General features: G+C 36.4%; 21 protein-coding genes. 17 read left to right on the top strand and 4 right to left on the bottom strand.

The window, feature by feature from the left end; genetic code table 11:
• Positions 1-204: 204 nt before the first annotated feature.
• The 4 genes from RM529_RS05920 to RM529_RS05905 all read right to left on the bottom strand — a co-directional run bounded on the left by RM529_RS05920 (position 205) and on the right by RM529_RS05905 (position 2,309).
• Complete coding sequence (locus RM529_RS05920) at positions 205-1,110, bottom strand: mechanosensitive ion channel family protein (protein ID WP_311483834.1); 906 nt, start codon at positions 1,108-1,110, stop codon at positions 205-207.
• 21 nt (positions 1,111-1,131) lie between these two features.
• Positions 1,132-1,623: a Dps family protein gene (locus RM529_RS05915; protein ID WP_311483833.1), complete on the bottom strand. Its 492-nt coding sequence runs from the start codon at positions 1,621-1,623 to the stop codon at positions 1,132-1,134.
• Between the two features lie 97 nt (positions 1,624-1,720).
• Positions 1,721-2,041 carry a phosphoribosylpyrophosphate synthetase gene (locus RM529_RS05910; RefSeq protein ID WP_311483832.1) on the bottom strand — a complete coding sequence of 107 codons (321 nt, stop codon included), beginning with the start codon at positions 2,039-2,041 and terminating at the stop codon, positions 1,721-1,723.
• 130 nt (positions 2,042-2,171) lie between these two features.
• A complete protein-coding gene (locus tag RM529_RS05905) occupies positions 2,172-2,309 on the bottom strand; it encodes a hypothetical protein (RefSeq protein ID WP_311483831.1) in 138 nt (45 codons plus the stop codon).
• A gap of 205 nt (positions 2,310-2,514) precedes the next feature.
• Between RM529_RS05905 and RM529_RS05900 the strand changes: the two genes are divergently transcribed.
• The 17 genes from RM529_RS05900 to pseB all read left to right on the top strand — a co-directional run bounded on the left by RM529_RS05900 (position 2,515) and on the right by pseB (position 19,493).
• Positions 2,515-3,525: a LacI family DNA-binding transcriptional regulator gene (locus tag RM529_RS05900; RefSeq protein ID WP_311483830.1), complete on the top strand. Its 1,011-nt coding sequence runs from the start codon at positions 2,515-2,517 to the stop codon at positions 3,523-3,525.
• 20 nt (positions 3,526-3,545) lie between these two features.
• Positions 3,546-4,607: a dTDP-glucose 4,6-dehydratase gene (gene rfbB / locus RM529_RS05895; RefSeq protein ID WP_311483829.1), complete on the top strand. Its 1,062-nt coding sequence runs from the start codon at positions 3,546-3,548 to the stop codon at positions 4,605-4,607.
• A gap of 13 nt (positions 4,608-4,620) precedes the next feature.
• Positions 4,621-5,505 carry a glucose-1-phosphate thymidylyltransferase RfbA gene (gene rfbA / locus RM529_RS05890; protein WP_311483828.1) on the top strand — a complete coding sequence of 295 codons (885 nt, stop codon included), beginning with the start codon at positions 4,621-4,623 and terminating at the stop codon, positions 5,503-5,505.
• Between the two features lie 110 nt (positions 5,506-5,615).
• The gene (locus RM529_RS05885) at positions 5,616-6,614 is read left to right on the top strand and encodes an SDR family oxidoreductase (RefSeq protein ID WP_311483827.1); all 999 of its coding nucleotides are present in this window, start codon (positions 5,616-5,618) and stop codon (positions 6,612-6,614) included.
• Between the two features lie 64 nt (positions 6,615-6,678).
• Positions 6,679-7,053 (top strand): four helix bundle protein, encoded by a 375-nt coding sequence (locus tag RM529_RS05880; protein ID WP_311483826.1) that lies wholly within the window; start codon positions 6,679-6,681, stop codon positions 7,051-7,053.
• A gap of 25 nt (positions 7,054-7,078) precedes the next feature.
• The gene (locus RM529_RS05875) at positions 7,079-8,398 is read left to right on the top strand and encodes a nucleotide sugar dehydrogenase (RefSeq protein WP_311483825.1); all 1,320 of its coding nucleotides are present in this window, start codon (positions 7,079-7,081) and stop codon (positions 8,396-8,398) included.
• Positions 8,399-8,501: 103 nt separating this feature from the next.
• Positions 8,502-8,849: a four helix bundle protein gene (locus RM529_RS05870; RefSeq protein WP_311483824.1), complete on the top strand. Its 348-nt coding sequence runs from the start codon at positions 8,502-8,504 to the stop codon at positions 8,847-8,849.
• A gap of 152 nt (positions 8,850-9,001) precedes the next feature.
• Complete coding sequence (locus RM529_RS05865; RefSeq protein ID WP_311483823.1) at positions 9,002-10,399, top strand: nucleotide sugar dehydrogenase; 1,398 nt, start codon at positions 9,002-9,004, stop codon at positions 10,397-10,399.
• Positions 10,400-10,410: 11 nt separating this feature from the next.
• A complete protein-coding gene (locus RM529_RS05860) occupies positions 10,411-12,201 on the top strand; it encodes an ABC transporter ATP-binding protein (protein WP_311483822.1) in 1,791 nt (596 codons plus the stop codon).
• Between the two features lie 14 nt (positions 12,202-12,215).
• Positions 12,216-13,268, top strand: coding sequence for a dTDP-glucose 4,6-dehydratase (gene rfbB / locus RM529_RS05855; protein WP_311483821.1), 1,053 nt, complete (start codon positions 12,216-12,218; stop codon positions 13,266-13,268).
• Positions 13,269-13,294: 26 nt separating this feature from the next.
• A complete protein-coding gene (gene rfbA, locus RM529_RS05850; RefSeq protein ID WP_311483820.1) occupies positions 13,295-14,161 on the top strand; it encodes a glucose-1-phosphate thymidylyltransferase RfbA in 867 nt (288 codons plus the stop codon).
• A 25-nt stretch (positions 14,162-14,186) separates the two neighbouring features.
• A complete protein-coding gene (locus RM529_RS05845) occupies positions 14,187-14,600 on the top strand; it encodes a sugar 3,4-ketoisomerase (RefSeq protein WP_311483819.1) in 414 nt (137 codons plus the stop codon).
• Positions 14,593-15,015: a sugar 3,4-ketoisomerase gene (locus RM529_RS05840; protein ID WP_311483818.1), complete on the top strand. Its 423-nt coding sequence runs from the start codon at positions 14,593-14,595 to the stop codon at positions 15,013-15,015. Before RM529_RS05845 ends, RM529_RS05840 begins: the two co-directional genes overlap by 8 nt.
• 36 nt (positions 15,016-15,051) lie before the next feature.
• Complete coding sequence (locus tag RM529_RS05835; protein WP_311483817.1) at positions 15,052-16,479, top strand: NDP-hexose 2,3-dehydratase family protein; 1,428 nt, start codon at positions 15,052-15,054, stop codon at positions 16,477-16,479.
• Positions 16,476-17,453 (top strand): Gfo/Idh/MocA family protein, encoded by a 978-nt coding sequence (locus tag RM529_RS05830; protein WP_311483816.1) that lies wholly within the window; start codon positions 16,476-16,478, stop codon positions 17,451-17,453. Before RM529_RS05835 ends, RM529_RS05830 begins: the two co-directional genes overlap by 4 nt.
• A gap of 48 nt (positions 17,454-17,501) precedes the next feature.
• Positions 17,502-18,359 (top strand): glycosyltransferase family 2 protein, encoded by an 858-nt coding sequence (locus RM529_RS05825; protein ID WP_311483815.1) that lies wholly within the window; start codon positions 17,502-17,504, stop codon positions 18,357-18,359.
• 114 nt (positions 18,360-18,473) lie between these two features.
• Positions 18,474-19,493 (top strand): UDP-N-acetylglucosamine 4,6-dehydratase (inverting), encoded by a 1,020-nt coding sequence (pseB, locus tag RM529_RS05820; protein ID WP_311483814.1) that lies wholly within the window; start codon positions 18,474-18,476, stop codon positions 19,491-19,493.

Raw genomic sequence — 19,493 nt, 5'->3', positions numbered from 1 at the left:
TGTTGGAAAGGATAATTAATCTGCCGCTACTCTGATTTTTGGGCATTTGTGTGTTAATGTGAGGTTCTTTTATACCCTTTAAGTAGGGTAAATAAACCTACAAGGTTTTCTAAAACCTTGCAGGAGGGAGTTACCAGTAAAGGAAAATAAAAAAGTGAGCCTGGAAGATTACCGGACTCACTTCTTATAAAAAATTAGATGACTTTATTCTTTACTTCCTTCTTTTAAGTCATTGGATTTTTCAATAGAAAGATTATTGGTGAAATCGATCGTCCTGATAGGGAATGGGATATTGATTCCGTTTTTGTCGAAGGCCTTTTTAATTTCAATAATCGCTGTATTTTTAGCGACCAGAATATCCCTGTTCTTACCAACATCTGTCCAGAATCGTACAACAAAATTAATTGAACTATCACCAAATTCTTCGTACATAAATTCCACTTCTTCATTTGTACCTTGTGGAAAAGCTTTGGCTATGGTTTCTTTGGTAAGATTTTGAACGAATTCAAGATCAGAACTATAACCCACTCCGCAGGTAAGCATTACCCGGGATCGCAAGGTTCGGGTGAAGTTTTTAAAAGGTTCTTCAATAATTTTACCATTGGGAATCACCACATAGTTATTGTCTGATTGTTTAATTACTATATTCCGAAGATTAATTTCGGTGACTGCCCCGGCAAATCCGTTGGTTTCAATCCAGTCACCAATTTGTAATTCCGGAAGAAAACTTAGTATTAAACCTGAAAATGTATTGGTAAGTGTTCCCTGGAGTGCCAGGCCTATAGCTAAACCCACCACACCTGCACCCGCGAGAACAGAAGTTAAAACAGTGTCGAGGTTTAACAGCCCCAGAGCTATGAAGAAACCTATAAGGATAATGATGACCTTAAGGACCTTTACAGACATTTCCCTGATCGAGGCTTGTTTTACCTTTCCCCTCAGGAGTTTATTGATGAGGTTACCAATGTATTTGGAAAGTATAATAAATACTATAAAGACCAGTACGGCCATAATAAAATTGGGCAAATTCAGGATTAAACTATCCAGCCATTCGCCCAATTTTGCTCCAATTTTATCTATAGAATCTCTGAAACTAAAGTTTTCAAACATTTAGCAATATGTGATTTAAAATTATATCTGTTTATGATTATCGCTGGTTTTCATTTTCCATGCGTCCAACATCCAGCTGGTTTTCTCCAATTCCCTTATATAAGCTCCTATAAGGTCTATTGTTCCTTCATCTCCTCCTGCTTCAGCAATATCTATTACCTTCCTCATTTGATTTAGGAGGATACGGTGATCTTCCAGCAATATTTCAATCATATCAAAATCTGACAATCGGCTGCCCGATTCTTTGATATTTGACATTTTTAGGTAATCGCTTAAGTTGCTTGTAGGTTGATGACGAAGTGTGAGTATTCGCTCTGCGATTTCATCGACTTTTAATTTCGCGTCATCATAAAGCTCTTCGAATTTTTCATGAAGATCGAAAAAATTCTTTCCGATAATATTCCAGTGAAAATTTCGAAGTTTTTGATAGTATAAATGATAATCGGCTAACAACGTATTTAATTCTCCAACAGTTTTTTCTGTTTTTGCGTTATCTAAACCTAAGTAGCTCATAGTTTTTATTTATTGATTTGAAAAATTTCATACAAAAATATGATAACAACAACTGATCTCCAACCATAGTTGCTGAATTAATAGAAGTTTAACTCAATTAATCCAACGGCCGCTTTTCTTTAAGGTCCAGCTTTTTGAGCATTTCTTTGGAAACCTGTCCACCAGAAACACCATAACCATCAACAAGGACTCCTTTTTTTCCATTATTTGTAGAAATAGCGTAAAGGATGGCATTGTCATCGGGATTACTCATCCCTTCAAACCTTAAAACCTTGTCCACATCAAAATCTTCTACTCCGTAGGATTCGTTTAAGGATTTGATCTCTATTTTTTCGTCCAGGAGGTTAAAATCAAATTCGTAACCTTCCTCTAACTTTAGTTTATTTAGTGCCTGGGATAACGTTCCGTAATCTTTCATTTTCTGTTTGGTATAAGTTTTAATTTCAAATTACTGCTACGTGCCCGAATTTACAAATTGATCGTGAGGTTTAGGATAAGTTTAACGGCTGTGGGAACTGTGCCCATCCTGAGAAATAAAATGTTCGTTCCTATTCGTCTTTTTTACCAGAGCGAAAGAAGCCAAATGGAATAACGAGAAAAATAAAGAAATACCACCCGGTAACAAGTCCTACGATGGTAATAATAGCTGCAATAATATAAAACCAGTAGGAATTAAAAAATCTCATATTCTAGCGGATTTATAGTTTCTAATAATCTGTTAATACTCCAGTTTTTACTTCAGAAGAAATAAATAATATTTCTGAAGTGATCCCGAAAACTGAAAGCCGATAATTTGCATTTATAGCGACTGATCTTAATTAACTCTGCATAATCCTGAAAAATATAAGCAAATATCTTAAATTTGTTGAATTATTTTTTGTCCATAAGATTATGAAGACTAAAATCACTCTCAAAGAACTGGCAAAACTACTAAATGTTTCTGTTTCTACAGTATCTAAAGCGCTTAACGATAGTTCCGAAATTAGTCCTAAAACTATAGAAAGGGTAAAAGAACTTGCTGCTCTGCACAAATACCGGCCCAATCCGGTTGCGGTGAACCTTAAGAACAGCAAGAGCGGAACGATTGGAGTGGTTATTCCTAATATTTCAAATAACTTTTTTGCTCAGGTACTTTCCGGTATTGAGGCAAAAGCGCAGAAAGAAGGTCTGCAGGTGATTACGTCTATTTCTAATGAATCGCTGGACAGGGAGAAACAAATAACCGATATGCTTACCTCGGGATTTGTAGATGGGGTTTTAATTGCTATATCAGAAGCCACACACCGGGCGCGAGATTACGACCACATTTTTGGTATACTGGAATATGAAATTCCGGTTGTATTGTATGATCGTACAAATTTTGATATTCCTGTAGATAAGATAGGGATTGATGATGAAAGGAGCTTTGAAGAGGCTACCCGGTTACTAATTTCCAAGGGTATAAAGAAAATAGGCCTTGCTTCCGGAATCCATCATTTAGGGGTAGGGAAGCTAAGGATAAAGGGATATGAGAAGGCGCTTTCTGAAAATATGGAACGTTTTGTTGCGGCATCTTCCAGGCATCATGTGCTTAAGGATGGTATTAAAGACCTTCTGGTAAATAAAAGAGTGGAAGCCATGCTCTGTACAGATTTTGTAAGCGCGATGCTTGTTTCCAGAATGGCTTATGAGAATAATATTGATATACCGAAAGATCTGAAAATAATTGGTTTTTTAAACAAAGATGTGGCTCAATATCTTACACCGTCCATAAGTTATATCGAGCAGTTTCCTGAGGAAGTAGGAAAGCGCGCTATGGAGATGCTTATTAAGCGGATGAATGGACAGCTTCTTCCCGAAAAGAACACTCACAAAATCGTTAATACTGAATTGGTTCACCTTGAATCAACAGTGTTTAAATAGAAGATAAACAGATCGAAGGAATGTCAAAATCAGAGAATTTGAATGTTCTAATAACCGGAGGAGCGGGTTTTATAGGCTCTCATGTAGTGCGGCTTTTTGTAAAAAAATATCCTGATTATAATATTTATAACCTGGATTCCCTTACTTATGCAGGAAATCTGGAGAACCTCAAGGATGTTGAAAAAGAGCCAAACTATCAATTTATTAAAGCAGACATTAATGATGCGGAGGTAATAAATGAGCTTTTTAAAAAATATAGATTTCAGGCTGTTATTCATTTGGCAGCAGAATCCCACGTAGACAGATCTATAAGCAACCCTTTTGCGTTCGTAAAAACAAACATCCTCGGTACTGTAAACCTACTGAATGCAGCGAAGAAAACATGGAACGGTAATCCTGATAATCAGCTTTTTTATCATATTAGTACCGACGAAGTCTATGGAAGCCTTGGAGAAACAGGCCTGTTTACAGAAATGAGTCCGTATGATCCAAATTCCCCTTATTCAGCTTCTAAAGCGGGATCTGATCATTTTGTAAGAGCTTATGGAGAAACTTATGGTTTACCGTACATAATTAGTAACTGCTCAAATAATTACGGTCCTAATCAATTTCCGGAAAAGCTGATTCCATTGTTCATTAATAACATCATTAACGAAAAACCATTACCCGTCTATGGTGATGGAAGGTACACTCGTGACTGGCTTTACGTAAAAGATCACGCAGCAGCTATAGATCTGCTTTTCCATAAAGGCAAAAAAATGGAAACTTATAATATTGGTGGGTTTAATGAATGGCAGAATATTGATTTGGTACGGTTGCTCTGTGCTATTATGGATAAAAAACTAAATCGTCCAGAATTTTATTCAGAAAAGTTCATCAGTTTTGTAAAAGATCGCCCCGGTCATGATAAGAGGTATGCCATAGATGCCGGTAAAATTAAGGAAGAATTGAATTGGGAGCCGCCGGTGACTTTTGCAGAAGGCTTAGAAAAGACGGTGGATTGGTACCTGGAAAATGATGAATGGCTTAAACATGTGGTTTCAGGAGAATATTTAGATTATTACCAAAAGCAGTATAACTGATGAAAACCGAGATATGAAAGGTATAGTACTGGCAGGAGGAACAGGGAGTCGTCTTTACCCCATAACGAAAGGAACTTCCAAGCAGTTGTTGGCTGTATATGATAAGCCCATGATCTATTACCCTATATCTGTTCTCATGCTGGCAGGAATAAAGGAGATTTTAATAATTTCCACACCACAGGACCTGCCAAATTTTGAGAATTTGCTCGGCGATGGGAGTCAGCTCGGTTTAAAATTCAGCTACGAAATGCAGTCCCGTCCCAATGGTCTGGCAGAAGCTCTTATAATAGGAGAGCGATTTATAGGGAGTGATGACGTTTGCCTTGTTCTGGGGGATAATATTTTTTACGGACAAGGATTTAGCAGTTTACTTGCGAGTGCATTACAGAATTGTACTGAACAAAATATGGCCACTGTTTTTGGTTATTATGTGAAAGATCCAAAGCGTTATGGAGTGGTCGAATTTGACGAGGATGGCAGCGCAAAAAGTATAGAGGAGAAACCTTTAAAGCCGAAGAGTAATTTCGCGGTAACCGGATTATATTTTTATCCTAACTCTGTTGTTGAAGTTGCAAATAATTGTAAGCCGAGTGCACGTGGAGAACTGGAAATAACCTCTGTTAACCAGTATTACCTGAAGGAAAGCCAGCTGAAGGTGGAGATGATGGGGCGCGGTTTTGCATGGTTAGACACAGGTACTCATGATTCACTTTTGGAGGCTTCAAATTTTATACAAACTATAGAAAAGCGGCAGGGTTTGAAGATTGCCTGTCTTGAAGAAATTGCTTTTCGAAAAGGGTATATAGATGAAGAGCAGCTAAGGAAACTGGCTTCGGGTTTGGATAAGAGCGAATATGGGGGTTATTTAAAAGCTCTCATCGGAAACAATAAATACTGATTATAAATCCTTGTTTAAACATTTTACATTTCTTTAAGAGGTTAGAGGCTTTAGCTTAGGCAGGAAATTCTATATTTGCTGCCTGAAAACTTAAATAAAGATACTACTACATGGAGGAAGGTCTATTACAAAAATTAGATTCTGCTAATATTCTTGTTACCGGTGGAGCCGGTTTTATTGGCTCAAACTTATGTGAAAAGCTTTTAAGTCTGAATTCCCGGGTGACCTGCCTTGATAACTTCTCTACCGGGCACAAACATAATCTGGATGCCGTTATAGATAATCCCAATTTTACTTTAATTGAAGGGGATATTCGTGATGCAGATATTTGCAAAAAAGCATGTGAAGGAAAAGACTTTGTTCTTCATGAAGCGGCTTTAGGGTCTGTTCCCAGGTCTTTAAGAGATCCGGTAACGACGAATGATGTAAATGTTTCAGGATTTCTAAATATGCTGGTTGCGGCAAGAGATGCCGAAGTCAAAAGGTTTGTCTATGCGGCCAGTTCTTCTACCTATGGCGATTCCAAGGGTTTACCTAAAGTAGAGGATAAAATTGGTAAACCTCTTTCTCCTTATGCAATTACAAAATATGTAAATGAGCTTTATGCAGATATTTTTCAGGATGCTTATGGTCTGGATACCATAGGTCTTCGTTATTTCAATGTTTTTGGGAGAAAGCAGGATCCTAATGGAGCTTATGCAGCTGTGATTCCGAAGTTTGTAATGCAGTTTATGGAGCATGAAAGCCCTGTAATTAATGGAGATGGAACCTATTCCAGAGACTTTACCTATATCGATAATGTTATTCAGATGAATTTACGTGCATTAACAGTAGAAGATAGTAAAGCTGTTAATGAAGTCTATAATACAGCTGTTGGTGATCGTACAAATCTGGTAGAACTTACTCAGTATTTAAAAGAATTTCTTTCTGAATATGATCCTGAAATTAAGAATGTAGAGGTTAAGCATGGGCCAAATCGCCCTGGTGACATTCCTCATTCTTTAGCTTCCGTAGAAAAAGCTAAAAATCTTCTGGGGTACAATCCTGAATACAATATAAAGTCCGGACTAAAAGAAGCTGTAGGATGGTACTGGGAGAACCTGAAGTAACTAAGGACAAGGAGATTGGTAAAGTTGACTGGGAGACCAGGGATTTGGGTGGAGCATAACAAGTATGGAGAAGATTAAAACACATAAAGACCTTCGGGTTTATCAATTTTCTTTTGAGGCAGGAATGGAAGTTTATAAGATGACGAAAAAATTTCCAAAAGAAGAAACTTATTCCCTTACCGATCAAATGAGAAGATCCTCCAGGTCTGTTTCCGGTAATTTGGGAGAAGCAGGGCGAAAGCGCAGATATGAAAAAGCTTTTGTAGCTAAACTTTCAGATTCTGAAGGTGAAGCAGCAGAAACACAGGTTTGGCTCGATTATGCCTTAGCTTGTGCTTATATTAATGAAAAAGAACACCGGGAGGTGTATAATAAATACAATAGTATATTAGGTATGTTGGTCAAAATGATTACCAATCCCGACAAATGGACACTTTAAAACATTTAATTAGAACAAATAAAAAATGAGTACAGATAACTCCTCCATTCCCAAATTCACCGGGTCTCCCAGTCCTAAGATAGCCGTAATCGGTTTAGGGTATGTAGGGCTTCCTTTAGCCAGGCTTTTTGCTGAAAAATTTTCAGTTATAGGTTTTGATATAAATCAGAAGAGAGTAAAGGAGCTGATGACAGGCGTGGATTCTACTTTAGAAGTTGAGAACGACGTGCTTCAGGCAGTATTAAAACAGGATTTCGGTCAGGAAAATGGACTTTATTGTACTGCAGATTTAGATGAGATCGAAAATTGCAATTATTACATCATCACCGTTCCAACACCTGTAGATAAAAACAACCGTCCGGATCTCACTCCTCTTTATAAAAGTAGTGAAACTGTAGGAAAAGTATTGAAGAAAGGAGATATAGTTATTTATGAATCTACCGTCTATCCCGGAGTTACAGAGGACGAATGTGTGCCTGTTCTGGAGAAAAATAGCGGACTCACTTATAATGAGGATTTCTATGTGGGATATTCACCGGAGCGCATAAATCCGGGAGATAAGGAACATACTGTAGATAAGATATTAAAAGTAACGGCGGGTTCTACTCCCGAAATAGGAAAAAAAGTTAACGAATTATATGCCTCTGTTATCACCGCCGGAACGCATTTAGCGCCAACAATAAAAGTTGCGGAAGCGGCAAAAGTTATAGAGAATTCTCAGAGAGACATTAATATAGCCTTTGTAAATGAATTGGCTAAAATATTTAACATGATGGATATTGATACTCAGGATGTGTTGGAGGCGGCAGGCACAAAATGGAATTTCTTACCTTTTAAGCCCGGTTTGGTTGGGGGTCATTGTATTGGTGTAGATCCATACTATCTTGCTCAAAAAGCTCAGGAGATAGGCTATCATCCTGAAATTATCCTGGCGGGAAGAAGAATGAACGACTCTATGGGGCAATATGTTGCAGGGGAAGTTGTGAAATTAATGCTTCAGAATGATCAGAAAGTAAAGGGTTCGAAAGTTCTCGTATTAGGAGTAACTTTTAAGGAAAATTGTCCCGATGTTAGGAATACGAAAGTAATTGATGTCGTAAGGAATTTAAAAGAATACGGAGTAGATATAACCATCTATGATCCATTGGCAGATCCGGAAGAGGTAAAGCATGAGTATGGTCTGGACACAATCAGGAAGCAACCTTCAGAAAAATACGAAGCCATTGTACTTGCGGTAGCACATAAGGAGTTTCTTGAACTCGATTTTGATTCCCTTAAAAATGATAATGCTGTTGTTTATGATGTAAAGGGAGTGCTTGGTGACAGGTGTGATAAGAAGTTGTGAAGAAGTGACCTTGTGAAGGAGTGACGTTGTAAAGAAGGTGACGGAGTAAAGTTGCGACGATGTGAAAGATTGAAAAGTGAAAGAATACTGAGATTTTTAAGTTATGAAGTCGCATAAAGATTTAACCGTTTACAAAACAAGTATTGATTTGGTCGTCAATCTTTATCAATTAAGTCAAAACTTTCCGGATGCTGAAAAGTTTGGATTAACGAGTCAGATTAGAAGAGCAGCAGTCTCTATTCCTTCTAATATAGCTGAAGGTGCTGCAAGGGGCAGCAAGAAAGATTTCAGCAGGTTTCTTTATATCGCTTTAGGTTCATTGGCTGAAGTGGAAACTCAACTGGAAATAGCAGAAAGGCTGGATTTTATTATGAAAAATTCTGAAGTAGAAGAAAAAATAATTTATATCAGAAGAATGATTCTGAAATTAATGCAAAGTTTGAAGGATTAATGAAGTGAAGTAGTGATGAAGTGATGCTGTCAGGGAGTAAAAGATAAATTTCCTTTCTCCGTAACAAGATCACCAGATCACTTCTTTACAAATTAAAAGCAGAATTACTGTTTCACCCGAACAATTACCTGATAAAAAGATATAAAGTACAAATGACTCAAATAAAAAACATCTGCTGCATAGGTGCAGGTTACGTTGGAGGGCCAACGATGGCTGTAATAGCACAGAAATGTCCGGATGTAAATGTTACGGTAGTAGATATTAATGAAAAAAGAATAGCTGCGTGGAATGATCCCAATGTGGAAAATATTCCAATTTACGAGCCGGGCTTATCTGAAATTGTGAAAGAAGCAAGGGATAGAAACCTCTTCTTTTCAACGGATGTCAATGCTGCTATCGACAAGGCCGATATGATCTTTATCTCTGTAAATACACCTACCAAAACCTACGGAATAGGTAAAGGTATGGCGGCCGATTTAAAGTGGATAGAATTGTGTGCGAGGCAAATTGCTGAAGTGGCTAAAAACGATAAGATCATTGTTGAAAAATCCACACTGCCTGTTCGTACAGCTGCTGCATTAAAAGATATTCTTGATAATACTGGAAATGGTGTAAAATACCAGATCCTTTCTAATCCGGAATTCCTTGCGGAAGGAACTGCTGTAGAGGATTTACAAAATCCGGATAGGGTGCTAATTGGTGGTGATATAGATAGTCCCGAAGGGAAGGAAGCTATGGATGCCCTGGTGAATATTTATGCTACATGGGTGCCTAAAGAAAATATTCTTACCACCAATGTATGGTCTTCGGAACTTTCTAAGTTAACTGCAAATGCTTTTCTGGCACAACGTGTTTCCAGTATAAATGCCATGTCTGAACTTTGCGAAAAAACAGGCGCAGATGTGAATGAAGTGGCAAAAGCAGTAGGAATGGATAGCAGGGTAGGCTCTAAATTCCTAAAAGCTTCAGTTGGGTTTGGAGGTTCCTGTTTTCAGAAAGACATTTTAAATTTAGTGTATATCGCCAAATCTTTTGGATTGCATGAAGTCGCCGATTACTGGGAGCAAGTTATTTTAATGAACGATCACCAAAAAAGAAGGTTTGCGGCAAAGATTGTAAAGACTCTTTATAACACGGTTTCGGGGAAGAAAATTGCCATTTTAGGCTGGGCATTTAAAAAAGATACCAATGACACAAGGGAATCCGCTGCGATTTATGTAACAGATTATTTATTAAGTGAGCAGGCTGAGGTTGTAGTGTACGATCCTAAGGTGAAACCAGAACAGGTTTATGCAGACCTGGAATATTTATGCACTCATAGCAGTGAAGAAATACGAGAAAGAGTTACGGTAGTGCAAAATGCAGATGAAGCCTGTAAAGAGGCACATGCCATAGCTGTTTTGACAGAATGGGACGAATTTAAGGAGCTGAATTGGAAAGCTGTTTATGAAAATATGCTCAAGCCTGCATTTTTGTTTGATGGAAGAAGACTTTTGGATAAGAAAACAAAGGAAGAGCTAGGATTTGAATTTTTTTCAATAGGAAACTAAATTATTTAGTATTGGTAAAAAGATTAATAAAAAAATATTTTGAAAGCCTTGCGTATTTCTATTCCTATTTGGGATATCGGATATTAATTGTCGTTTCTTTCAGTATTATCATCGGGATCCTTGACGGATTTGGATTAACTATGTTTTTGCCCCTACTTCAAATGGTTAGTGGTGAAGGTAACGTAGATCCTGATGGGCTGGGGAATCTTAGTTTTCTAGTAGACTTTTTTGAAGATTTCGGAATAGAGCTTAGCTTACTCGTAGTCTTAGGAATAATGACTTTCTTCTTTTTAGCAAAAGGGATTTTTCAATATTTTGCCGGCGTTTACAGGGTGAATGTTCAGGAATGGTTTATTAAAAGGCTAAGGCTAAAAAATATCAAGGGTTTGAATAATCTGGCTTACAAGTATTTTGTTAATTCCAATGTGGGTCGTATTCAAAATACACTTACCGGGGAGGTAGACCGCGTAGCTACCTCCTACTTTAATTATTTTAAAGCGGTGGAATATGGAATTCTTGTAGCTGTATATATGGGTTTTGCATTTTGGATTGATGCTCAGTTTGCTATACTTGTTACCATAGGAGGTGCTTTAACTAACTTTCTTTTTAAGCATTTATATAAAAAAACCAAAGGTGTTTCCAGAACACTAACAGGAGAGAATAACAACTTTCAAAGTTTAATTATTCAAAATGTTGGAAATTATAAATATTTGAAAGCAACGGGTTCTTTGCATGGCTATGGTAGAAAATTGCATGAATCTGTTCTTAGGATTAGAGACAGTAATGTAAGAATTGGCAAATTAGATGCTATTCTTACTGCTGGCAGGGAGCCTATTTTAATTATTGTGGTGGTTTCCGTTATTATTATTCAAAATACACTTTTTGGGTCTGAGTTAGGTCCAATATTGCTGAGTTTGGTATTTTTTTACCGAGCACTTAATTATTTAATGCAGCTTCAGGTGAGATGGAATAAGTTTCTATCAGTTTCAGGTTCATTAGAGAATATGCAACAATTTGAGAAGGAACTAAAAGAAAACCAGGATTTTAATGGTGGTCGGGAACTGGAGGGAGATATTCAAACATTAGAATTAAACAGCATTTATTTTTACTACGGAAAAACAGCAGTTCTTAAGGAAATTAATCTTAACATAAAAAACAATGAAACTGTTGCCTTTGTGGGTGAAAGCGGCAGTGGTAAGACTACCTTGGTAAATATAATTGCAGGGTTACTACCTGTGGAAGAAGGGCGGTACAAAATTAATAAACATATAAGCACAGAACTTGATCTTAATTACCTTCAGAATAAAATTGGATATATCACCCAGGATCCGGTAATTTTTAATGATACGCTTTTTAACAATATTACCTTTTGGGATGAGAAAAACGAACTTTCTGAAGAGCGTTTTTGGACCGCAATTAAGCAAGCAGCAATATTCGATTTTATTAATGATTTACCTGATCGCGAGGAGACAGTATTGGGTAATAATGGAATGACACTAAGTGGTGGTCAAAGACAACGGATCTCCATAGCCCGGGAATTATATAAGGATGTAAAAATATTAATTTTGGATGAAGCTACCTCTGCCCTGGATTCTGAAACAGAAAAAGCCATCCAAAGTAATATAGATGAACTAAAAGGACGATATACCATACTTATAGTGGCTCATAGAATTTCTACTATTAAGAATGCTGATAAAATAGTGGTAATGAAAGATGGGATAATTTCTAAAACGGGAAATTTTAATGAACTCGTTACCACTTCAAGCTATTTTAAAAAATTAGTTGAACTACAAGAGTTATAATTTAACTGGAAAAGATGGGCACAAGAAATATTTTAATAACCGGAGGAGCTGGCTTTATTGGCTCTCACGTGGTAAGACTATTTGTGGAGAAATTTAGAGATTGGCATATCTATAATCTTGATAGTCTTACCTATGCCGGAAATCTTGAAAATTTAAAAGATATAGAATCGGAAGGTAATTATACTTTCTTAAAGGCCGATATAAATGATTTTTCGCAAATTGAAAAGCTTTTCAAAAAGTATAATTTTCAAAAAATCATACATCTTGCTGCGGAATCACACGTAGACAGGTCAATTGCTAATCCTGATGCCTTTGTAAGAACTAATATTTTAGGAACTGTAAATCTTTTAAATGCAGCCAGGGGAATATGGGGAAGTAATGTAGAAAATAACCTGTTTTACCATATTAGCACAGACGAAGTTTACGGAACTCTGGGCGAAACTGGTTTGTTTACAGAAACCACACCATATGCACCAAATTCTCCTTATTCTGCTTCAAAGGCCGGGTCAGATCATTTTGTAAGAGCTTTTGGAGAAACATATAACCTTCCATACATTATTTCAAATTGTTCAAATAATTATGGTCCCAACCAGTTCCCGGAAAAACTGATTCCATTATTTATTAATAATATTATTGAGAAGAAACCTCTTCCGGTATATGGTGATGGAAAATATACCAGGGATTGGCTTTTTGTTAAAGATCATGCACTGGCAATAAAACTTTTACTGGAAAAAGGTCAAAATAAATCTACCTATAATATAGGAGGTTTTAATGAGTGGCAGAATATTGATCTAATTCAACTCTTGTGCAAGATAATGGATGCAAAATTGAACAGGGAAGAAGGGAGTTCAGCTTCCTTAATAACTTGTATAAAGGACAGGCCGGGACATGACAAAAGGTATGCTATAGATGCTTCAAAAATTAACAAAGAACTAGGTTGGAGCCCTACAGTTACTTTTGAAGAAGGTTTGGAACAGACTGTAGAGTGGTATTTATCTAACCAAAAATGGATGAAAAATGTTACTTCAGGGGAATACGAGAATTATTATAATAAGCAGTATTCCTGATTTAGAAATTTATAAAAAACTAAAAAATGAAAGGAATTATTCTGGCCGGAGGCTCTGGCAGTAGGTTATACCCTATAACTATAGCGGTAAGCAAACAGTTGCTTCCGGTATATGACAAGCCAATGATCTATTATCCATTATCGGTTCTAATGTTGGCAGGTATAAAGGATATATTAATCATTTCAACCCCTGAAGATCAAAGTTCTTTTAAGAAACTTCTTGGGGATGGTAGCCATCTTGGCTGTAATTTTGAATATGCTGTTCAGAAAGAACCCAAAGGATTAGCAGAAGCTTTTACAATAGGAGAAGAGTTTATTGGCGAAGAGAAAGTAGCATTGGTTTTAGGAGATAACATTTTCTACGGAAATGGATTGGCCAACCTTCTGGCAAGCAAAGTAAATATTGAAGGGGCATCTATTTTTGCTTATCCGGTTAAAGATCCGGAGCGTTATGGCGTAGTTCAATTTGATAAAGAAAATAAGGTACTAAGCATAGAAGAAAAGCCTGAGCTGCCAAAGTCTAAATATGCTATTCCCGGTTTATATTTTTATGACAATAAAGTTGTTGAATATGCTAAAGAGGTTAAACCATCTGGAAGGGGAGAGAAAGAAATTTCTACTATAAACCAAAGATATCTGGAAGAAGGAAATTTAGAAGTGGGGGTAATGACCAGGGGGATGAGCTGGTTTGATACCGGTACGGTGGAATCTTTGGATGATGCTACAGAATTTATTCGTGTGATCCAAAACAGGCAAAGTGCTATGATTGGATGTATTGAGGAGGTAGCCTATTTAAGGAATTTTATTAATAAAGATTCCCTGAACCAATTATCTGAGAGGTATGGGAAATCTAAGTATGGTGCTTATTTAAGGGAACTGGCAAAGGTGTACTGATCAGCGCTAAAATAATATTATAGACATGAACACTATTACCAAGCCAAAAATTTTAGAATTGCCCAAAAATAAAGAGTCCCGGGGATATCTTACTTATATAGAGAAGGACCTTCACATACCCTTTAAGATTGAAAGAGCGGTATGGCGTTACGACCTGCCAATGGAGGAAATTCCGGTCGGGTACGCCTGCAAAATTAGTGAACAGTTAATTATCCCGCTTACCGGCAGCCTTGAGGTTCTGGTAACCGATGGAAAAAATAAATCTACTTTTTTTCTGAATAAGGCATTTAAGGGGCTTTATATTCCGCCGGAATATTGGGTGGAGATGAAAAATTTTTCCTCGAATTCAATGATTCTTCTTTTAGGTTCTGAAAAAAATAATGAAGAAGAATATGTTTATGAGCATTATGAATTCCTAAAATTGAAAAATCATGAATAAAAACAGTGTATTCGATTGTTCAATTTTACCGCTGGACACGTTACAAGATCAATTTGGAAATATGGTCGCGGTTCAGGGAAACCAAAATATAAATTTTCCTATAGAGCGCGTATACTATATGTATGGAATGCCTGAAGGGGTGTCCAGGGGAGGGCATGCTCATACAGATTTATATCAATTAATAGTTGCTACGGGAGGAAGTTTTGATGTTCTTCTGGATGATGGGAAAAATAAGAAAGTGGTAAGGCTTAATCAGCCAAACCAAGGACTTTTCGTGGTTCCGGGAATATGGAGAGACCTTTATGATTTTTCTGCAGGTGCTGTTTGTTTGGTTTTTGCGTCTCTTACTTACAAGAATAATGTATCGATAAGGCATTACGATGAATTCAGGAAATTTAAGGGGTTGGAAAATTAAAAACATTAAAATTACCGATATTTAATACAACTATATATGAACCGGAATTTGTACTTGTTTCTAAAAAGTCTTGTAACCCATGGGAACTCTTATGTTTCTACTGATTATGCCCTGGAATGGATAAAAGAACAAAATGAAAGAGTAGAAGTGTCTGTAGATCAAATTCAATTTTCTGAATTAAAAAATTGGAAATTAAACCATAATAATCTCAGTCATGAATCCGGAAAGTTTTTCTCTATAGATGGTATAGATATTAGTACAAATTATGGAAATGTTTCTCACTGGCAACAGCCAATTATAAATCAACCGGAAATTGGCTATTTAGGCTTCATTACCAAAGAAATTAACGGGGTATTGCATTTTTTAATGCAAGCAAAAATTGAACCTGGAAATATTAATTATGTGCAACTGTCTCCTACACTTCAGGCAACCAAGAGCAACTACTCCAGGGTTCATAAAGGTAATGCCCCGGCATATCTGGATTATTTTAGAAATGCTACAAAAGATCAGGTAATGCTGGATCAACTTCAGTCTGAACAGGGAGCGAGATTTATTAAAAAGAGAAATAGAAATATTATTATTAAAGTAGAGGAAGATATAGAAATTCTCGAAAATTTCCTTTGGTTAACCCTGGCGCAAATAAAAGAACTTATTGGTCACAATAATGTTGTAAATATGGATACCCGTACGGTAATATCAGGTATTCCATTGGGAGATTTGACTTCAGAAAGTGTGGACGTTATCAGTATTTTTGAAGATGTTAAATGGGATGGTTTCAATAAGGGTCTTTTAAAATCTTATGCACTGGATGCAAACAGCTATAATAATCTTAATGATATTATCCTTTTTATTACCAGCAGAAAATGTGAATTGGAGTTAGAAATTTCCAAAGTCCCGTTAATGTCTTTAAAAAATTGGATAGTAGGTGATACAGCGATCTATCATGAAGAACATAAATATTTTGAAATTATAGCTGCAGACATAAAGATAGGCAACCGTGAAGTTATAAATTGGTCGCAGCCAATGGTAAAGCCGGTTCAGGAAGGACTTTGCGCCTTTATATGCAAAAATATTAATGGGGTGTTACACTTTATTGTGCAAACAAAAATGGAATGTGGCAATTTTGATTTAATTGAATTTGCTCCCACAGTGCAGTGTCTTACAGATAATTACAAAAATAAGACTTCATTTAAAACGCTTCCCTTCCTAAAACAGGTGTTGAATGCACCTAAGGAAAAAGTTATTTTTGATACTTTACAGTCAGAAGAAGGGGGGAGGTTTTATAGAGAACAAAACAGAAACCTACTTATAATGGCCGATGAAGACTTTCCCCTGGAGCTCCCCAAAAATTATATCTGGATGACTTTTAGTCAGCTTCAAACGTTTATGAAGCACAATAATTATATAAATATACAGGCGAGAAATTTACTTTCTGCTTTATCATTTCATAATATAAATTCATGAATAAAAAAATAAGAATAGGGGTTTTAGGTACAGCGAACATTGCAATGCGATCTGTTGTTCCAATTTTGAATTCCCTGAAAGATAAATTCGAATTTATAGGAGTAGCCACCAGGGATCCTTCCAAAGTGGATTATCCTGATTATAATATTGTAAAAGGTTATGATGCCCTTATAGAACAGACGAACCTGGATGCTGTTTATATTCCCCTACCCAATGCAATGCATTATGAATGGGTTAAAAAGTCTTTGGAAAAAGGGCTACATGTACTAGTTGAAAAATCACTGGCTTGTAATTATGAAGAGGTTAAAGAGCTAAATTTCCTGGCCAGGCAGAAAGACCTTGTACTATTGGAGAATTTTCAGTTTAGATCTCATTCCCAACTCAAAACCATCAGGGAAATTCTGGACAATGGTGTAATAGGGGAAATACGTATTGTTAGAAGTACGTTCTGTTTTCCTCCTTTTCCTGATAAAACTAACATAAGGTACCGCAAAGATTTAGGGGGAGGAGCTTTACTGGATGCAGGGACGTATCCCGTAAAATTATCTCAGCTTCTGTTAGGAAAAGAGCTTGAAGTTACTTCCGCAGTACTAAATTTTGATGAAGATCTTGGCGTTGATATCTGGGGAGGAGCTTTTCTGAAACAGAAAAATGGTTCTTTATTTTCCCAGATAGCTTTTGGATTTGACAATTATTACCAATGTAATCTTGAAGTAGTAGGATCTAAGGGTAAACTCTATACTAACAGGATTTTTACAGCTAAAGAAGACTTTACTCCTACACTCTTTTTAGAAACTAATTCTGAAGGTTTAAAAGAGGTAAACCTTAAAGCTGATAATCACTTTAAAAACATGCTTATATACTTTTACACTTGTGTAATCGGAGATAGTATTAATAGAGAAGAAGAATATGATAATAATATTAGTCAGGCTTACTTGTTACAGGAATTACGAAGCAAGGCTATTGAAAGCTGAGGATGATTGTAAATAAATGTTCCTTTTTAACGGATTAACTATAACAATATGCATACAAAAAAGCCTAAGGTTTCGGCTTGTATTATAACTTATAATCATGAGAAGTTTCTCAGGAAGTGCCTTGATGGTGCTATATCACAAAATTTAGATTTTCCTTATGAAATTGTGATTGGAGAAGATAAATCTACAGATAATACATTAGCAATATGTAAGGAATATCAAAACAGATACCCAGATCTTATAAGGCTTATAGAGAGACCGGCTAATCTCGGAATGTTGGGTAACTGGACTGGTACTCTGGGAGAATGTAATGGAGAATATATAGCGGTATGTGAGGGGGATGACTATTGGATTGATCCCGATAAATTGAAAAAGCAGATTGATTTTTTAGATAAAAATAGGCAGTATGTTCTATGTGGTAGTAAAGTGAAGAGCAGCAATGAAAATGGAGAAGAAGGCGAAAGTGGAGGAAAAAAATATGGTGCTGTTTCCCTGGAAGATATCTTATGGAGAAATCAGTTTACAACCTGCTCTGTAGTATTACGAAAAGAAGCATTGGACATCCCTCCCTTTAAAAATTTTTCACGTTACTTTACCCCAGACTGGACAGTTTGGTGCAGTGTTTTGCAGTACGGAAAAGGCTATAATTTTAAGGAGATTACAGCACAATATAATATACACTCTGCAGGTGCTACTTCCGGTCGCAACCGGGTTAATGCTTTGCGTAACAAATTGGAAGATAGAATGTTGATGATGGAAAATTTTCCAGCTCATAAGCAAAGGATTAAAAAATACGGCTTAAAAATAATTTTTCACTACATGTGGAAATCTTTGTTGCTTAAAAAGAGCTATAGCCAGGCCCTTTCAAAAAACAGAAAATTGGTGCTTAATTATCTAAATTGTTGAATTATCCTATAAAAGCAAAAATTTCTACTTGTTAAATTTGATTTAAAATGAACGGGTTATAGTTCTTAGGCTTTTAAAGTCTTTAATTTTGGCCCTTAAAATAGATATAATTATATGTTGGAACTATCAGGTAAGTCCATCCTTATAACCGGTGGTACCGGTTCTTTGGGAAAGGCTTTAACAGCGCATATGTTAAAGAACTCGCCCAATATCAAAAAATTGGTAATCTTTTCAAGAGATGAGCAAAAACAATTTGAAATGGCTCAGGAGTATCCTGTTTCAAAACACCCTCAAATTCGTTTTTTTATTGGAGATGTTAGAGATTTCGATAGGGTGAAGAGAGCTCTGAAAGGTATAGATTATGTTATTCATGCCGCCGCAATGAAACATGTTCCTATAGCAGAATACAATCCCATGGAATGTGTAAAAACCAACATTTTGGGTGCTGAGAATATCATTAATGCTTGCCTGGAGACGGAAGTAAGCCGGGTAGTTGCTTTGTCTACAGATAAGGCTGCTGCTCCAATCAATCTTTACGGCGCCACAAAGCTGGCATCAGATAAACTTTTTGTTGCAGCAAATAATATTACAGGCTGGAACCCTATAAAATTCTCTGTTGTGCGATACGGTAATGTAATGGGATCCAATGGTTCAGTAATTCCATTCTTCTTAAAAAGAAGGAAAGAGGGAGTACTGCCTATTACAGATCCTACGATGACAAGATTTAATATATCGCTTCAGGGAGGGGTGGATATGGTAATGCATGCCCTTGAAAATGCATGGGGAGGAGAAATATTTGTCCCTAAAATCCCTTCATATAAAATAACTGATATTGCTGAAGCTATTGGACCAAATTGTGAAAAACCAGTTGTTGGTATTCGTCCGGGAGAAAAAATACATGAGGAAATGATAACATCATCAGATTCCCATTATACTTATGATTTGGGGCGGTATTATGCCATATTACCTACCACTCATAAATGGAATAAAGAAGAGTATCTTGAAAAATTTAATGCTAAAAAAGTTAAACCAGGATTTCAGTATAATTCAGGTGAAAATGAAGAATGGGAAACAGTCGAAAATCTCAGAACTTTAATTAAAGAGCATGTAGATCCAACGTTTGAAGTAAAATAA

The sequence above is a fragment of the Autumnicola edwardsiae genome (assembly GCF_031846505.1).
In the GTDB taxonomy this organism is placed as follows: domain Bacteria; phylum Bacteroidota; class Bacteroidia; order Flavobacteriales; family Flavobacteriaceae; genus Autumnicola; species Autumnicola edwardsiae.
Note: the sequence above shows the minus strand (reverse complement) of the source record. Positions and strands in the feature narration are given on the sequence as shown.

What these genes read in the sequence shown, in the direction of transcription:
- RM529_RS05920 (WP_311483834.1), bottom strand. Translation starts at nt 1,110, where the DNA reads ATGTTTGAAAACTTTAGTTTCAGAGATTCTATAGATAAAATTGGAGCA.
- RM529_RS05915 (WP_311483833.1), bottom strand. Translation starts at nt 1,623, where the DNA reads ATGAGCTACTTAGGTTTAGATAACGCAAAAACAGAAAAAACTGTTGGA.
- RM529_RS05910 (WP_311483832.1), bottom strand. Translation starts at nt 2,041, where the DNA reads ATGAAAGATTACGGAACGTTATCCCAGGCACTAAATAAACTAAAGTTA.
- RM529_RS05905 (WP_311483831.1), bottom strand. Translation starts at nt 2,309, where the DNA reads ATGAGATTTTTTAATTCCTACTGGTTTTATATTATTGCAGCTATTATT.
- RM529_RS05900 (WP_311483830.1), top strand. Translation starts at nt 2,515, where the DNA reads ATGAAGACTAAAATCACTCTCAAAGAACTGGCAAAACTACTAAATGTT.
- rfbB (WP_311483829.1), top strand. Translation starts at nt 3,546, where the DNA reads ATGTCAAAATCAGAGAATTTGAATGTTCTAATAACCGGAGGAGCGGGT.
- rfbA (WP_311483828.1), top strand. Translation starts at nt 4,621, where the DNA reads ATGAAAGGTATAGTACTGGCAGGAGGAACAGGGAGTCGTCTTTACCCC.
- RM529_RS05885 (WP_311483827.1), top strand. Translation starts at nt 5,616, where the DNA reads ATGGAGGAAGGTCTATTACAAAAATTAGATTCTGCTAATATTCTTGTT.
- RM529_RS05880 (WP_311483826.1), top strand. Translation starts at nt 6,679, where the DNA reads ATGGAGAAGATTAAAACACATAAAGACCTTCGGGTTTATCAATTTTCT.
- RM529_RS05875 (WP_311483825.1), top strand. Translation starts at nt 7,079, where the DNA reads ATGAGTACAGATAACTCCTCCATTCCCAAATTCACCGGGTCTCCCAGT.
- RM529_RS05870 (WP_311483824.1), top strand. Translation starts at nt 8,502, where the DNA reads ATGAAGTCGCATAAAGATTTAACCGTTTACAAAACAAGTATTGATTTG.
- RM529_RS05865 (WP_311483823.1), top strand. Translation starts at nt 9,002, where the DNA reads ATGACTCAAATAAAAAACATCTGCTGCATAGGTGCAGGTTACGTTGGA.
- rfbB (WP_311483821.1), top strand. Translation starts at nt 12,216, where the DNA reads ATGGGCACAAGAAATATTTTAATAACCGGAGGAGCTGGCTTTATTGGC.
- rfbA (WP_311483820.1), top strand. Translation starts at nt 13,295, where the DNA reads ATGAAAGGAATTATTCTGGCCGGAGGCTCTGGCAGTAGGTTATACCCT.
- RM529_RS05845 (WP_311483819.1), top strand. Translation starts at nt 14,187, where the DNA reads ATGAACACTATTACCAAGCCAAAAATTTTAGAATTGCCCAAAAATAAA.
- RM529_RS05840 (WP_311483818.1), top strand. Translation starts at nt 14,593, where the DNA reads ATGAATAAAAACAGTGTATTCGATTGTTCAATTTTACCGCTGGACACG.
- RM529_RS05835 (WP_311483817.1), top strand. Translation starts at nt 15,052, where the DNA reads ATGAACCGGAATTTGTACTTGTTTCTAAAAAGTCTTGTAACCCATGGG.
- RM529_RS05830 (WP_311483816.1), top strand. Translation starts at nt 16,476, where the DNA reads ATGAATAAAAAAATAAGAATAGGGGTTTTAGGTACAGCGAACATTGCA.
- RM529_RS05825 (WP_311483815.1), top strand. Translation starts at nt 17,502, where the DNA reads ATGCATACAAAAAAGCCTAAGGTTTCGGCTTGTATTATAACTTATAAT.
- pseB (WP_311483814.1), top strand. Translation starts at nt 18,474, where the DNA reads ATGTTGGAACTATCAGGTAAGTCCATCCTTATAACCGGTGGTACCGGT.